General features: G+C 60.6%; 12 protein-coding genes. 7 read left to right on the forward strand and 5 right to left on the reverse strand.

All coding sequences use genetic code 11. The features are described 5' to 3' along the window. Positions 1-122: 122 nt before the first annotated feature. Together SH292x_RS18790 and SH292x_RS18795 are read right to left on the reverse strand one after the other, a co-directional pair. The gene (locus tag SH292x_RS18790) at positions 123-1,202 is read right to left on the reverse strand and encodes a redoxin domain-containing protein (protein ID WP_442482559.1); all 1,080 of its coding nucleotides are present in this window, start codon (positions 1,200-1,202) and stop codon (positions 123-125) included. Between the two features lie 123 nt (positions 1,203-1,325). Continuing rightward, positions 1,326-2,327, reverse strand: coding sequence for a choice-of-anchor A family protein (locus SH292x_RS18795; protein WP_442482560.1), 1,002 nt, complete (start codon positions 2,325-2,327; stop codon positions 1,326-1,328). A gap of 369 nt (positions 2,328-2,696) precedes the next feature. Between SH292x_RS18795 and SH292x_RS18800 the strand changes: the two genes are divergently transcribed. The 7 genes from SH292x_RS18800 (at position 2,697) to SH292x_RS18830 (ending at position 10,436) form a co-directional block, all read left to right on the forward strand. Continuing rightward, a complete protein-coding gene (locus SH292x_RS18800; RefSeq protein ID WP_442482561.1) occupies positions 2,697-3,767 on the forward strand; it encodes a hypothetical protein in 1,071 nt (356 codons plus the stop codon). A 215-nt stretch (positions 3,768-3,982) separates the two neighbouring features. After that, the gene (locus SH292x_RS18805; protein ID WP_442482562.1) at positions 3,983-6,523 is read left to right on the forward strand and encodes an arylsulfatase; all 2,541 of its coding nucleotides are present in this window, start codon (positions 3,983-3,985) and stop codon (positions 6,521-6,523) included. Positions 6,524-6,792: 269 nt separating this feature from the next. After that, on the forward strand, positions 6,793-7,164 hold the full coding sequence (locus SH292x_RS18810; protein ID WP_442482563.1) for an ArsR/SmtB family transcription factor: 372 nt from the start codon (positions 6,793-6,795) through the stop codon (positions 7,162-7,164). Then, on the forward strand, positions 7,158-7,613 hold the full coding sequence (locus tag SH292x_RS18815) for an arsenate reductase ArsC (protein WP_442482564.1): 456 nt from the start codon (positions 7,158-7,160) through the stop codon (positions 7,611-7,613). The genes SH292x_RS18810 and SH292x_RS18815 overlap by 7 nt, the downstream gene beginning before the upstream one ends. Then, complete coding sequence (arsB, locus tag SH292x_RS18820) at positions 7,606-8,736, forward strand: ACR3 family arsenite efflux transporter (protein ID WP_442482565.1); 1,131 nt, start codon at positions 7,606-7,608, stop codon at positions 8,734-8,736. Before SH292x_RS18815 ends, arsB begins: the two co-directional genes overlap by 8 nt. Positions 8,737-8,824: 88 nt before the next feature. Then, positions 8,825-9,673 (forward strand): arsenite methyltransferase, encoded by an 849-nt coding sequence (arsM, locus tag SH292x_RS18825; protein WP_442482566.1) that lies wholly within the window; start codon positions 8,825-8,827, stop codon positions 9,671-9,673. Positions 9,674-9,926: 253 nt separating this feature from the next. Next, complete coding sequence (locus SH292x_RS18830) at positions 9,927-10,436, forward strand: hypothetical protein (protein WP_442482567.1); 510 nt, start codon at positions 9,927-9,929, stop codon at positions 10,434-10,436. A gap of 166 nt (positions 10,437-10,602) precedes the next feature. Here SH292x_RS18830 and SH292x_RS18835 read toward each other — a convergent pair whose 3' ends face one another. The 3 genes from SH292x_RS18835 to SH292x_RS18845 form a co-directional block, all read right to left on the reverse strand. Then, a complete protein-coding gene (locus SH292x_RS18835) occupies positions 10,603-10,887 on the reverse strand; it encodes a hypothetical protein (RefSeq protein WP_442482568.1) in 285 nt (94 codons plus the stop codon). Positions 10,888-11,332: 445 nt separating this feature from the next. After that, positions 11,333-12,358 (reverse strand): ParB/RepB/Spo0J family partition protein, encoded by a 1,026-nt coding sequence (locus tag SH292x_RS18840; protein WP_442482569.1) that lies wholly within the window; start codon positions 12,356-12,358, stop codon positions 11,333-11,335. Next, entirely contained in the window at positions 12,351-13,097 is a 747-nt protein-coding gene (locus SH292x_RS18845) for a ParA family protein (protein WP_442482570.1), read from the reverse strand. The genes SH292x_RS18840 and SH292x_RS18845 overlap by 8 nt, the downstream gene beginning before the upstream one ends. Between the last annotated feature and the right edge of the window lie 875 nt (positions 13,098-13,972).

Consider the following 13,972-nt stretch of genomic DNA (forward strand, 5'->3'; position numbering starts at 1 on the left):
GCAGGGGGAATACCGAAGTTTCCCCAGCAGAGCTCAGCGGCAGAAATACGCCCAAGGTGCCTGCGATTGCCGCACAGGTGCGTGGCCTGAAGGCTGGCGGCGGCCGGGCGGGAGGGCCAGTACTACTCCTCCGCGAGCAGCGCCTCGACCACCTGCTCGATCTTCTTGTCGCCGGTTGCCCCCTGCCAGTTCAGCTCGCCGGGCCACCACAGGCGGAGGTAGCCCTGCTTGTCGACCACGTAGACGCAGGGCCACATCGTGTTGCCCCACGCTTTCCAATTCGCCGAGTCGAGGTCGAGCAGAATGGGAAACTGCAGGTCCCGGTCTTTGGCCGCCGTGGCGATCGCCTGGGGGTCCCGCTCCATCGCGGTCTCGGGAGTCTGTATACCGATGACCACAACCCCCTTGTCGGCGAGCTGCTGGTGCCAGCGCTGGTAGATCGGGAAGTTCGCGTGGCAGTTGTGGCACTGGAAGGCGTAGAAGTGCACCAGCACCACCTTGCCCTTGAGCGACGCCATCGTCACCGGCGACGAGTTGAGCCACTGGGGCGTGCCGACGAACTCCGGGGCCAGCGGGTAGATTCGCGTCAGCTTCGCCGTATCAAACCGCTCGCCGACCATCTTGCCGAGTTTCTGCCACTGCTCGGGCGTAACGATTTTCTTCACCCCCGCGTTCTCGGCTTCCACGGCTTTCTGCGCTGCCGCGCGAAGGGTCTCTATTTGCGGATCGCCATACGTCGTGCCAGCGAGCGCCTGCTTCGCTTCATCGGTCGCACGGGCGAGCTCGGCGAACTGCTCTAGCTGGGCGTCCGTCATGCCAAGCTTCTCGGCCACGTCGCCTCGCAGCACGGTCCGCGCGGCTTGGGCGTGATGCTCGATCTGCCGCAAACGCTCAGCCTGCTTGGCGGATGTATTCGCTTCGAACCACGCGATGACCTCGCGTTCCAGCTCGCGGGTCACTTCGCGCTGCTCGCCTGTGGGCAGGATGCGGGCGGGCCACCACTTGGCGTCGACCTTTCGCAGCAGGGTCTCTAGCTCCGTCACTTGCGCGGGCGTGAGCTTGAGCTCCGCCTGCACTTCGGGCGCGTGCACCAGTGGCAACAGCGTCTGCTGCACGAGCACGTCATACGGCCCTGGCTCGGCTGCGACCGATGGCGAGGCGACAACGAGCACCAACAAACTAGCGAGCGCGATTGACTTCATAGCTTTACCGGCGGCTGAGTTATCCGAAAGCAAAATGGGCGACTGGCCTCGCGGACCAGTCGCCCATTGTAATGCATTTTCGATGAAGTCGAGCTATATCAGGTCGCTCGGATTGCCGGACGACTAAACCCGCCCGGAAATACGTCCACGCACGCCCCAAGCCGCCAGGGCACCCAGGGCCACGAGTACCACGCTCGAAGGTTCGGGAATATTAACCGGCGGAGTTGGCAGGTTGCCGTTGAACAGGAACAAGTGCGACTCGCCCTGGCCCGACAGATTGCCGGCAATCATGGTGCCGTCGATGTTCCCGCTGTTAAACGCCACGTTGGCACGCGGGGCGAGCACGGTGCCGCGGATACCAATGCTGCTGATCGCCAGGCTCGTGGCGTCGGCGAAGTTGTAAAGCACCTCGTGCTCGTCGATGCCGCCGTTGAGGAAAATGCCAAAGCTGCTCATGGTGGCCATCGGGCCATCCACGTTCACCACCACGGTGGTTCCGGCGGGGGCGTTAATCGTCAGTCCCTGGCCCGTCGCACCCGCGAGTTGTGCCGTCGTGAGATCGAAGCTGGCGAAGCTTCCGCCGCTGGTGACGTTGAGCGTCACGTAGCCGAAGCCATTGATCGACGTGGTGTCGGTCGGCGCGAGCGACGTCAGGTAGTCCGCCATCTCGATCAAGTAGGCATTGGTTGCCGCGAAGTCGATCGGCAGTGGCGTCGTCGCAACGGTGGGCGTGGGGAAATAGCCGGGGGCCGAGTAGGTGCCACCAACGGTCATGGTGCCATTGACGCTACCGCCACCGGTGAAGGTCGCGTTGCCGTTGACGTACACGTTGCCATTGATGGTCGGGGTGGCCCAGTTCGAGCTACCACCGACGTACATCTTTCCCTTGATTTGATTGCTGGTGTTGCTGAAGTTGCCGCCAACGACCAGGCTAGTGGACGACGAATTCATCTGGCTAGCAATGTTGTAGCCACCAAACAGCGCGTCGCCACCAACGGCGATAGGACCATGCGAGTCGGTGCCGAACTGGGTGTTGTTACCCAGCACGTAAACGTTGAAATCGCCCGCGGGGCCGAGGTCGACGAACGCGGCGAAAGTGCTCGCAGGCAGGAGGGACACAAGCATCACTGCGAGAGGGGGGAGAATCCAGTTGTGGGTTGCGGTCATGAGCGTCGTCCAAGGGTGAAAATCAAAGTGAGTAATGCAGTCCTTCAAGTATGCCCGTGCCCTAAAACCCCCACAATGGGGAATGTCCGCAGGCCTTGCCATTTACCCCAATTTCCCACTTCGCTTCGGCAATCCGAAGACCCGCCGCGTGAGCGATGATGCAAAAAGTCATCAAGAAAGTCGGGGCACTCGCGAATAACCGCAAGCTACTTGAGCGAATAAACCTTTCATCCGTTACCAAACTTCGCCTCGCCGGCCAGTGAGCGCGAGAGAGGCGGGTCGTAGCGGATGCCTGGTGGTTCTGTTCTCTTTTCTAGGAGCCCGAACATGCCCACGACTCTCCGCCGACCCACTCCCTTACGCAGCCAAACTCGCCCAGTTCGGCCATCGATCGTCGACCCGCTGTCGGCCGAGCCCTTCTCGCTCGACCAGCAACTCGAACCGTTCGCCCGGTGGGTCGGCGAGCCGCTTTGGGTTCCGCCCAAGGACGACCACACGCTGCTCGCCGAAACGATGATCCGCGAGACCCGGCCGTTCGCTTCCGCCGACGTGCGATGGGACGCCGCCCTGCGCAAACATAAGGACCGCTTCACCCAGGTCCGCGAGCTCGATTTGTTCGAGGCCTCGATCCGACTGCCCAAGGGACGCTTCTTGGTGAGCATCACCGAGCAACAGGACTTCGCGAAGATCGAAGACAAGATCCCCGCCTGCGTGCAAACCCGCCTCGACGAGTTTCTCGCCGGTCCCGGGCAACAGCGTGGCGTGAAGGTCTACTACTTCAAACCGCTGTGCGTCGAGTCGGGCAATCAGCTGATCCTCACCACTCGCGAGGACGTCAACGCGGCCATCGAAAAAGTGAAACGCCAGGTGTTCGACGAGTACCGTCGTCAGGCCGTGTTTCAACGGTCGACCCAGGCTCTCGCCGCCGCGGCGAACACGCTGCTCGCCCTGCCCCGCGCGATGGCCAACTACTACGCCAACCGTCGCCAGCGGCAGATCGACGCCCTCGAAGCGAAGCTCGAGTTCGAACGACGCAAGCGCGTGCTCGCCGCCACGCGAACCTACCAGCAGCATCGCTCGACCCCTTGTTCGTTCGACGACATGCTGGCCCTCACCAGCCCACTCAAGCGCACCGAAGTGATCGAGCAGTTCTGCATCGAGCAAGAACTCCGCCGCGAAGAACGCGATCGCCTGCTAATGTTCGCGCTTGGCACCGTGCCCTGGTACGTGTCGATGTCGCTCACGGTCAGCTACCTGGCCGCGATGGGTCTCGGCGTTCTGCCATCGGTAATGGTGGCCGATCCTGCGTTCGTCGCCGAGATGCCCGACAATCCAGGTGTGCTGCTCAAAATCGGCCACTTCGACGAAGTCGATGGCGTGATGCACGTCGAGATTTAGCCAACCACGCCACGTGCCACAAACGGCAGTACCACGCACCGCGAATCGCGACGCCCGAGTCCACATTCGACCAATTCGTTCGCCCCGCGATTTCAAGACTTTCCTACTAGCGGACGCCCCTCATTGCGGTACGCTATGAGCTGGACGGCCTGGGGAGTCTCCGCGATGGGCGGACCTGCGGGCGTCGCTTGTCTCTTTGGTGCAGGGGTTCTGAGATGTCCGACGGTGCTTGTCGTGATCGCCGCTTCGTGCGCGCGTGGGGCTTTATCCTTTCAGCTACTCTCTGCGCGACGATCCCCACGCATCAAACTGCGATGGGCGTCGAAACCACCGGCACCGCGGGCTCGCCCAGCGCCACCAGCACCATCGAGGGCAACCAGCTTCCGCCACCCGACCCAAAGTTTGGCGGCGTCATCAAGCAAGACGCTCTCGACTCCAAGGCGTGGTGGCCACCTCGCGTGGTCCCGCCGGCGGGTGCCCCGAACATCCTGGTCATCCTGACCGACGACGCCGGCTTTGGCGTGCCAAGCACGTTCGGTGGTGTGATCCCCACACCCGCGATGGATCGCATCGCGAATGCCGGCCTGCGCTACAATCGCATCTGCTCCACGGCCCTATGCTCGCCGACGCGCGCTGCACTCATTACCGGACGGAACCACCACTCCGCTGGCTTCGGCGTCATCTCCGAACAGGCTACAGGTTTCCCAGGATACAACAGCATCCTCCCCAAGAACAAAGCAACCATTGGCCGGATGCTGCAAGCCAATGGCTACTCGACCAGTTGGTTTGGCAAGAACCACAACACGCCCGCCTTCCAGGCCAGTCAGCTCGGCCCCTTCGACCAGTGGCCCAACGGCATGGGCTTCGAGTACTTCTATGGCTTCATGGGGGGCGACGCCAATCAGTGGCAGCCCAACCTGTTCCGCAACACCACGCAGATCTATCCCTTCCGCGGACAGGAGGGCAAGTGGAACCTCGTCACCGGGATGGCCGACGATGCCATCGACTGGACGAACCGCATGCACCAGACCGACCCCTCGCGGCCGCTGTTCGTCTACTACTGCCCCGGCGCGACCCACGCCCCGCACCATCCAACCAAGGAATGGGTCGAGAAGATTCACGACATGCACCTGTTCGACGACGGCTACGAGAAACTCCGCGAGCAGATCTTCGCCAATCAAAAACGCCTCGGCGTCATCCCCCAGGACACGAAGCTCGCACCCTGGCCCAAGGAAGTGCTGAAGCCCTGGGACGAGCTCTCGGCGGACGAGAAGAAACTGTTCATTCGCCAAGTCGAGGTGTTCGCCGCCTACGCCGCGTACAGCGACTACGAAATCGGCCGTGTTGTCCAGGCGTTTGAAGACCTCGGCCGGCTCGAAAACACCCTGGTCATTTACATCAATGGCGACAACGGCACGAGCGCCGAAGGTGGTCCGCTCGGCACGCCCAACGAAGTGGCGTTCTTCAATGGCGTCTCCGTTCCTGTCGAACAGCAGATGAAGTTCTACGACGCCTGGGGCACCGAAGAGACCTACAACCACATGTCCGCCGGCTGGTCGTGGGCGTTCGATACGCCGTTCGACTGGTTCAAGCAAAACGCTTCGCGACTGGGTGGCGTCAACCAAAACATGGTCGTCTCGTGGCCCGCGAGGATCAAGGACCGGGGCGCACTCCGCGAGCAGTTCATTCACGTGATCGACGTTGTCCCCACGCTGCTCGAAGCGTGCGGCATTCCCGCCCCCGCCGAAGTCGATGGCATTCCGCAAGCTCCCATCGAAGGCACCAGCTTCCTCTACACCTTCGACGCGGAGAACGCCAAAGCCCCCTCGCGTCACAAGACGCAGTACTTCGAAATGATGGGACAGTGGGCCATGTACCACGACGGCTGGCTGATGAGCACCGCCGTGAACCGCGCCCCGTGGGACGCCTTTGGCGAGGTGAACCCCGACCCACTCAATAACCAGAAGTTCCAGCTCTACGATTTGTCCAAGGACTTCTCGCAGTCGACCGACATCGCCGACAAGCACCCCGAGAAGGTCGAAGAGCTGGGAAAGATGTTCGTCCAGCAGGCGAATCAGTACCAAGTGTTTCCCATGAACGCCTCGGTCGCCGGCCGCATGGTCGCACCACGCCCCAACATCACGGCAGGACGCAGCGAGTTCGTCTACACCACCCCCATGATCGGCCTGCCGCAGGGCGATTCGCCGTTCCTGCTCAACAGCTCTTACACCATCACCGCCGAGATTGAAGTGCCCGAAGGTGGCGCCGAAGGCATGATGCTCACCTCCGGCGGGCGATTCGCGGGCTACGGATTCTACCTGCACGAGGGCAAGCCGACGTTCCTCTGGAACCTGATCGACCTCCAGCGCATCAAGTGGCAAAGCCCCGAAGCCCTCGCTCCCGGCACGCACACCGTCGAGTTCGACTTCGTCTACGACGGCCTCGGCGCCGGCACGCTCGCCTTCAATAGCCTGAGCGGGCTCGGCCGCAGCGGCACCGGTACCCTGAAGGTCGATGGCAAAGAAGTCCAAACCATCAAAATGGAAAAGACGCTCCCGATGATCCTGCAATGGGACGAAAGCTTCGACATCGGAAGCGACACCCTCACCGGCGTGAACGACGCCGACTACTCGCCCCCGTACACCTTCACCGGCAAGCTGAACAAGCTCACCATCAAGATCAACCGCCCCGAGCTCTCGCCCGCGGACATCCAGAAGCTAGAAGCCGCCCAGCGCAACAATAAGGCGAGCGAGTAGCAAACAGACTCCAACAGTAACCTCACTAGCCGACGACCTACGCGTCGTCGGAGCAAACTTTCAATCACTCATCGCTCTCTCAACGAAAAACCCCTCCGACAACACCAGGTCGTCGGAGGGGTTTTCTCGCTTCTATCCGATCGTGCGAGCCGGGGCGTGCTGCGCCCCAGCTCACTCCCCAAGCAGCGCCTAACCCGCGCTTGACCACCCTCGCCCCCCAACCTATCATTTCGTTAATTGGCGAAATGACGCACCCAGCAAAACCACCCATGCGAAACCTCCTCGCGATCACCAAAGCACTCGGCGACGAAAATCGGCTCCGGGCACTCGGCCTGCTCGAAGGCCGCGAGCTCTGCCTCTGCCAGATCGTCGAGGTGCTGGCACTCGCCTCGTCCACGGTCTCCAAGCACATGTCGATCCTGCACCAGGCGAGGCTCGTCGAGTCGCGCAAAGAAGGTCGATGGGCCTACTTCCGACTCGCCGACGACGATGCGCCGGCGGAGTCGCACGAAGCACTCGCGCTCGTCCTCAAGAGTCTTCAGCAAGACAAACAAGCGAAGGCCGACCAGAAACGACTCAAGGCGGTACTCAAGATCTCGCCCGAAGAACTCTGCAAGCAACAAGCGAACTGCAAATGTTAAAAGTCCTCTTCCTCTGCACCGGAAACTCCTGCCGCAGCCAAATGGCCGAAGGTTGGGCCCACCATCTAAAGGGCGATGCGATCGAGGCCTACTCGGCCGGCGTCGCCACGCACGGCATGAACCCGCACGCCATCGCCGTGATGCGCGAAGCGGGTGTCGACATCACCTCGCAGCATTCGAAGCACGTGGACGAACTCGCCGACGTGGAGTTCGACTACGTGGTGACCGTGTGCGACAACGCCGCTGAGTCATGCCCCCTATTTCGCGGCAGCGCTAAGGTCGTTCATCACGCCTTCGACGATCCCCCCCGACTCGCCCGCGAAGCCGCAAGCGAAGCGGAGGGCCTGGAGCATTACCGCCGAGTGCGTGACGAGATTCGCGACTACGTGGCGACCCTGCCCGATTCACTTACCGGAGAGCAGTCGTCAACTGGGGAACACCATGGCTAACCCCACAGCTAGCACCGCCGCGAGCGACATCGCCTGCTGCCCCAATGGCCGGCTGGGATTTCTCGATCGCTACCTGACGCTCTGGATCTTCCTGGCGATGGCCATCGGCGTGGCGCTCGGCTACCTGCTGCCAGGCACCGAGGCGTTCATCGATCAGTTTCAAGTGGGGACGACCAACATCCCCATCGCCATCGGCCTAGTGCTGATGATGTACCCGCCACTCGCCAAGGTGCGGTACGAAGAGCTCGGCGACGTGTTTCGCAACTGGAAGATTCTCGGCCTGTCGCTCGTTCAAAACTGGGTGATCGGTCCAGTATTAATGTTCGCACTCGCGGTACTATTCCTCCGCGACTACCCGGAATACATGACCGGCCTCATTCTCATCGGACTCGCCCGCTGCATCGCGATGGTCATCGTGTGGAACGACCTCGCGCGTGGCGACACCGAGTACGCCGCGGGACTCGTGGCGTTCAATAGCGTGTTTCAGGTCCTGTTTTACAGCGTCTACGCGTGGGTGTTTCTCACCTGGCTCCCGCCGATCCTGGGCCTCGAAGCGAGCGTCGTCCAAGTCAGCATGAGCGACATCGCCCAGAGCGTTTTCATCTATCTGGGCATTCCGTTCCTCGCCGGCATGATCACGCGGTTCGTACTCGTTCGCGCAAAAGGTCGCGACTGGTACGAGCAGGAGTTCATCCCCCGCATCAGTCCCATGACGCTCATCGCGCTACTATTTACAATCCTCGTGATGTTCAGTCTCAAGGGCGAACAGATCGTCCAGATCCCGGGCGACGTCCTGCTGATTGCCATTCCGCTAGTGATCTACTTCGTCGTTATGTTCGTCGTCAGCTTTTTCATGGGCCGGCAGATCGGTGCGGACTACTCGAAAACCACTACCCTTGCCTTCACCGCTGCTAGCAACAATTTCGAACTCGCCATCGCCGTCGCCATTGCGGTATTCGGCATCCACTCCGGCGCCGCCTTCGCCGCGGTCATCGGACCCCTCGTCGAAGTCCCCGTGATGATCGGACTAGTGAGCGTCGCGTTCTGGTTCCAAAGACGGTACTTCGCGACCGAGCACACAACGGCGCAGAACCCGAGCACCTCGAATCGAATCTCCCCATAGCCGACGACCTACGCGTCGTCGGACAGAACCACGAAGAGGTCGAGCCAACAACTCTCGATCCCTCCAACACCTAAGGCAGAAGACTCTCATGGACATTCAAGAAGCGGTCAAATCAAAGTACGGCAGCGTCGCGCAGGCCGGACTGTCGACCGGACACGAGGGGGTGAAAGCCGTCGCCGAAGCGTTTGGCTACACACCGGAAGAACTCGCGTCGATTCCCGCCGAGGCCAACATGGGCCTCTCGTGCGGCAACCCCACGGCGTCGGCAACGCTCCGCGAGGGAGAAGTCGTAGTCGATCTCGGTTGCGGTGGCGGGCTCGATGTGTTCCTCGCTGCCAAAAAAGTAGGCAGCACCGGCCGCGCTATTGGCATCGACATGACCCCCGAGATGCTCACGCTCGCCCGCCGCAACGCCGAACGATCGGGCGCTACGAACGTCGAGTTCCATCACGCCACGATCGATAACCTGCCACTCGCTGACAACTCGGTCGACTGCGTGATCAGCAACTGCGTGATCAATCTCGCCCCTGATAAGCCGTCGGTGTTCCGCGAAGTGGCCCGCGTGCTGAAGCCAGGCGGGCGACTCGCGGTAAGCGACATCGCGCTGAAGCAAGAGTTGCCTCCCGAACTCGCGGGCGACCTGATGGCGTACGTCGGTTGCATCGCCGGCGCGATTGCCATCGACGACTACCGCGAGCAACTGCTCGCTGCTGGGTTCGAAGCGGTCGAGATCGTCGACACCCGCGCCGACCTCAACGCCTACGCCAAAGTCGAAAACCAATCGGCGTGCTGCTCGCCCGCGATGGGCGAAGGCCTGCCGATCGTCTCCGCCGGCGACGCCGACCTGCACGCCCGCCTCAAAGACCTACTCACCCGCTACAACGTCAACGACTTCGCCGCCAGTGTGAAGGTGTATGCCGTGAAGCCGAGGGCGTAGTAGTGCTGGCTACAGTCTTTCGTGTGAGCCGGGGCGTCCTCAATTTGATCTACCGCTCGGTTTCTCTCTGTGCTGGCATGAGACGCCTGAACGGCTAAAATCAAAGAAGCCACCAGCGGCTAACTGGCGGCTTCTAGTATTTGTTTTCGGGCTGGGAGAACAACGCGGATCGTACAACCGCATTGTGTCGCCTCTCGGCCTGCACTGGCAAGCGAAGTGTGATGTAATGGTAAAATGCAAAGAGTGCGGCTTCATGGGCGTTTTCGATGAATACGACAACCAAGTCTATGAAGCCAATGACTTAGTACGGGGCCAGGGAAGGCACCAAAGTTCGCTGGGAATCAATACTGTCGCTAAATTGATGTGTTGGAAGAAGAGCGAAGCCTTTCCACTATCGACTCAGGACAGCCCACCCGGAACTCGTGCCGAGATGCAGAGCCTCGCAGAATTCACTGAAACTGTTCTAAGTTCGGAGTGCGAGTGCAGCCAGTTCGCAAAATGGCTGCCGGGAAGAACGCCAAAGGAGCACGAAGAAATGTCATTTGTCGAAATGATCGATGCCCGGACAAGGCAGTGGCGAGACGAAGACATCAGGAGCAAACAACAGTTTGAAGCGTTGTACGAGGTGCGGCACCAGGAAACCCGAAGGGATTTGGAAAAAGCACATCGCACCGCCACAATTATCGGCATAGTCTCGATTATCGGCTCTATCCTTGCGGCCATTATCGCGTCATACCTTACCGCTTACTTCGCCACCCGGTGATTTTCCCAGCCACACAATCTTAGGACACTACCAGCCATCCGCATCAGTTGTCACGCAGCCATGCGACAAGAATGCCGACGTATGGCCGAAGCGGATGGCGGTGTTTTGAAGTGGACTGCGTGAGGTGATTCATCGTAGCGGACTAGGGCGGCGATTCAATAGGATTCTACTCGTCGAAATACTCGAACCCACGATATTTTAGCATCGCCCTAACGCCGCCTTGCTGTGGCTCCCTCGCCACCCCGTCAACGATTATGAAGTGCCGTTCATTCAGAACTTTTTGGCCCAAGAACGGCTCTCGCGTCTTCACCTGATATAGCGGCCCCTCGTCGCACTTCCGTGGCCCCTCGATCGACACCACCTCGATGCTGTCGGGATCGTTGGCGTTATCCTCAGCCCACCGCCAGAATGCCCGCTCGACGCTGGATGCTATGATGGGGCCAGGTTGCATGGCAAGTACGAGCAAGCCGATCCCCGCGATGATCCCGCCAACAATCCACCACGGCCACCATTTCCTCGATTTGCGTACTCGCCGCGCGTCGGGCGCTGGTGGTAGTGGCGGCGGCTGAATCACAGGGGGAGCGGCTGGGCCCACAGTTTCCGGAAACTCGATTGCCTCGCCGCATCCGGGGCAAGCCACGATCTTCCCGACATACTCATCCGACGCGTTGGTCGACTTCCCACAGTGCCCACAAACCACCCTTACCATCGCACCCCCCTCGATACCGGAAGACCTCGGGCCGCTGCGCGCCCGCGGGCTTCAGCCTAAGCATGCGTTAGTAGCTGCGAAATCTGAACGCACGTACCTTACACGTGCCTCTCTGACAACACAAAAAACCCCTCCGACAACCCAAGGTCGTCGGAGGGGTTTTGAATTTCAAATTCAGCAGACCAAGCTACGCCACGTAACCCAGCGGTTGAATCTCCACCGTCGACATCGGCGACGGTCCATTCATCAGCGTGTTTCGCAGGCGTTCGAATTCCGACGCGTCGGAGAAGTGGATCGTTAGCTTGCCGCGACCCTTGGCGTTTTGCGAGATCGACACGTTGGTTCCGAGCGCCGTCTTCAGTTCCTGTTCGAGGAACGCGATCTGCTCGCTCCGCGTCGGCTTCGGCTTCTTCGCGACGGTCGGGCTGCTGCTTCCCATCGGGTCGAGATAGTCGTCCGACGTTACTTCCATCGCGTCGGTCACCATCGTCTCGACGGCGCGGACCGTCAGCGACTCGGCCTTGATGCGGTAGGCGAAATCGATCTGCTGTTCTTGATCGCCCAGTGGCAACAGCGCCCGGGCGTGGCCCTGCGAGATGTCGCCCTTGGCCATCAGCTTCTTCACTTGCTCAGGAAGTTCGAGCAGGCGAACCAAGTTGCCCACGGTTGAACGATCGACATGAATCCGCGCGGCGAGTTCTTCCTGCGTGCAGTTGTAGTCCTGCATGTACTTAGCGAAGCAGTTCGCTTTTTCGATCGGGTTCAGATCCTTGCGCTGGATGTTCTCGACAATCGCCAGCTCGGCCATCTGCTGTTCGTTGACGTCGCGAACCAGCACCGGCACGCGCTCCCAGCCCGCGGCCATCGCCGCGCGAAGCCGCCGTTCGCCCGCAACCAGCTCGAACCGTTCGCCATTCTGACGAACCACCAAAGGCTGAATGACACCATGCTCGCGAATGCTATCCGCGAGATCGGCGATTTCGACTTCGTCGAATTCCTTCCGCGGCTGATGCGGGTTGGCGTCGATCGACACCACCGCAAGCCACAGCTGACCGTTGTAATCGCGGTCCATGCTGCTGTGCATGCCAGCTTCGCTAGCAGGGGCTTCGGCCACAAAACCCGACTCCATCGCCACATCGGTGGTCGACGGTTCGTCGAGCGAGCGACCCAAAAGAGCTTCCAAGCCACGTCCCAGTCGGCGTTGATTAGACACGATCGAGTACCTCCTGACAGAGTTCTATGTACGCTCGCGATCCCTGCGAACGTGGTGCGTAAGTGAGTATCGGTTGGCCATGGCTCGGCGCTTCGGCAAGCGTGACGTCGCGGGGGACAACCGTGGAGAAAACTACGTCTCCAAAAAATTCTCGGACCTCGCGATCGATCTCGCGCGTCAGCTCGAGCGACGGTTCGTACATCGTAAGTAAGATGCCACCGAACTGCAGCCGGGCGTTGTCCGTATGCATTACCTGACGAATCACCTCGATCATTTGTGTCAGCCCTTCCATCGCGAAGTACTCGCACTGGATCGGCATGATCACTTCGTCGCTGGTCGCCAGCGCCGTCCGCGTCAGCCCACCGAGTGACGGTGGGCAATCAACGAACACCATGTCGTACACACTCAGGCTTGCCGCCAGGTGCGCCGCCACGCGCCGCGACTCGTTGTCCGCCGCGGTCGCAAGGGCATCGACGTCGCGAAAACTTTGACTCCCCGGAAGTAACTCCAGGTTCTCAATGTCCGTCTTCGCCACCGCCTCGCGAATCGGGCGTGCATCGACCAGCGGGTGCCGCTCGACCGGCGACCGGCCCAAGGCACTCGTGGCGTTGCACTGCGGATCGAGGTCGACCAGCAGCGTCTTCTGCCCCCCCAGCGCACACCCAGCCGCCAAGCTCACCGCGGTGGTCGTCTTACCGACGCCACCCTTCTGATTCGCGATTGTGACGACGCGACCCATTGATGAACTGAAGAACCGAGGTACTGGAAGCGAGACATCAGGCCGTTCCGAAACCCAGAAATGCGAATCCAAGGAGTCGCCCACGAGGCTCAGAAACTGGTCGGCGGGGATTGTAGAATCGCCCCGCGCTCGAGGGTATGCCAGTTGTTGCTAGCACTTCGGGATCAGAAGCACCGCTTGTCCTTAGCAGAGGGTGACGCGGATGAGTTGCCTCAGGCCCGCGCCACTGCACCCCTTCATTGGATCAGACCCGCGGCTACTTTCAAGTGGCATACGTGCACACATGGCCATTTAGCACAAAACCGCAAAGCGGTGCGTAGAAAAGTCCAGCCTTTCAGGAAAACTGTGGGAGGGCTCTCCGAGCCCGAATGCCCCCAGATATTGCAGTACCCCCGGCGAAGGCCAATTGTTTCACGTGAAACAATTGGCGCATGCTTCCAGCTTGCGAGAGCCCGAGAGCAGCCATGGCAAGCAGGATGCTTACCCCACGAAGAATGTTTCACGTGAAACAATTGGCGAAGCTTCCCCATGCGCCTCGGGCTCTCCAGAGCCCCTCCCACAGTCGACTCCGAATCTGGCTAAATATTCCCAGAACCTCAGAATGTTTCACGTGAAACAATTTGCGCACGAGGACGAGTTGGCCCAACCGGATTGTTTCACGTGAAACATTCTGAGCGCGCAGTAAGATTCGAGTTTGCACGCGGGTGGCTGGGGACGAGCCCCGCGAGCCCCCAGTGATTTGAGTTCTGGAAGCTCGTAGAACTCGACTTCAATCCATTTGTGGGAGGGCTCTCTGAGCCCGAAGGCCGAAGGAGCCGTTTCAAATTGTTTCACGTGAAACAATTTGAAACGGCCGCACCACCGAGTGCTAGCAC

Source organism: Aeoliella fuhlenseeensis, from assembly GCF_052161615.1.
Classification (GTDB): Bacteria; Planctomycetota; Planctomycetia; order Pirellulales; family Lacipirellulaceae; genus Aeoliella.

Coding starts and splice junctions, on each gene's coding strand:
- SH292x_RS18810 (WP_442482563.1), top strand. CDS start 6,793: ATGCGAAACCTCCTCGCGATCACCAAAGCACTCGGCGACGAAAATCGG.
- SH292x_RS18805 (WP_442482562.1), top strand. CDS start 3,983: ATGTCCGACGGTGCTTGTCGTGATCGCCGCTTCGTGCGCGCGTGGGGC.
- arsB (WP_442482565.1), top strand. CDS start 7,606: ATGGCTAACCCCACAGCTAGCACCGCCGCGAGCGACATCGCCTGCTGC.
- SH292x_RS18795 (WP_442482560.1), bottom strand. CDS start 2,327: ATGCTTGTGTCCCTCCTGCCTGCGAGCACTTTCGCCGCGTTCGTCGAC.
- SH292x_RS18845 (WP_442482570.1), bottom strand. CDS start 13,097: ATGGGTCGCGTCGTCACAATCGCGAATCAGAAGGGTGGCGTCGGTAAG.
- SH292x_RS18815 (WP_442482564.1), top strand. CDS start 7,158: ATGTTAAAAGTCCTCTTCCTCTGCACCGGAAACTCCTGCCGCAGCCAA.
- SH292x_RS18835 (WP_442482568.1), bottom strand. CDS start 10,887: ATGCAACCTGGCCCCATCATAGCATCCAGCGTCGAGCGGGCATTCTGG.
- SH292x_RS18830 (WP_442482567.1), top strand. CDS start 9,927: ATGGGCGTTTTCGATGAATACGACAACCAAGTCTATGAAGCCAATGAC.
- SH292x_RS18790 (WP_442482559.1), bottom strand. CDS start 1,202: ATGAAGTCAATCGCGCTCGCTAGTTTGTTGGTGCTCGTTGTCGCCTCG.
- SH292x_RS18800 (WP_442482561.1), top strand. CDS start 2,697: ATGCCCACGACTCTCCGCCGACCCACTCCCTTACGCAGCCAAACTCGC.
- arsM (WP_442482566.1), top strand. CDS start 8,825: ATGGACATTCAAGAAGCGGTCAAATCAAAGTACGGCAGCGTCGCGCAG.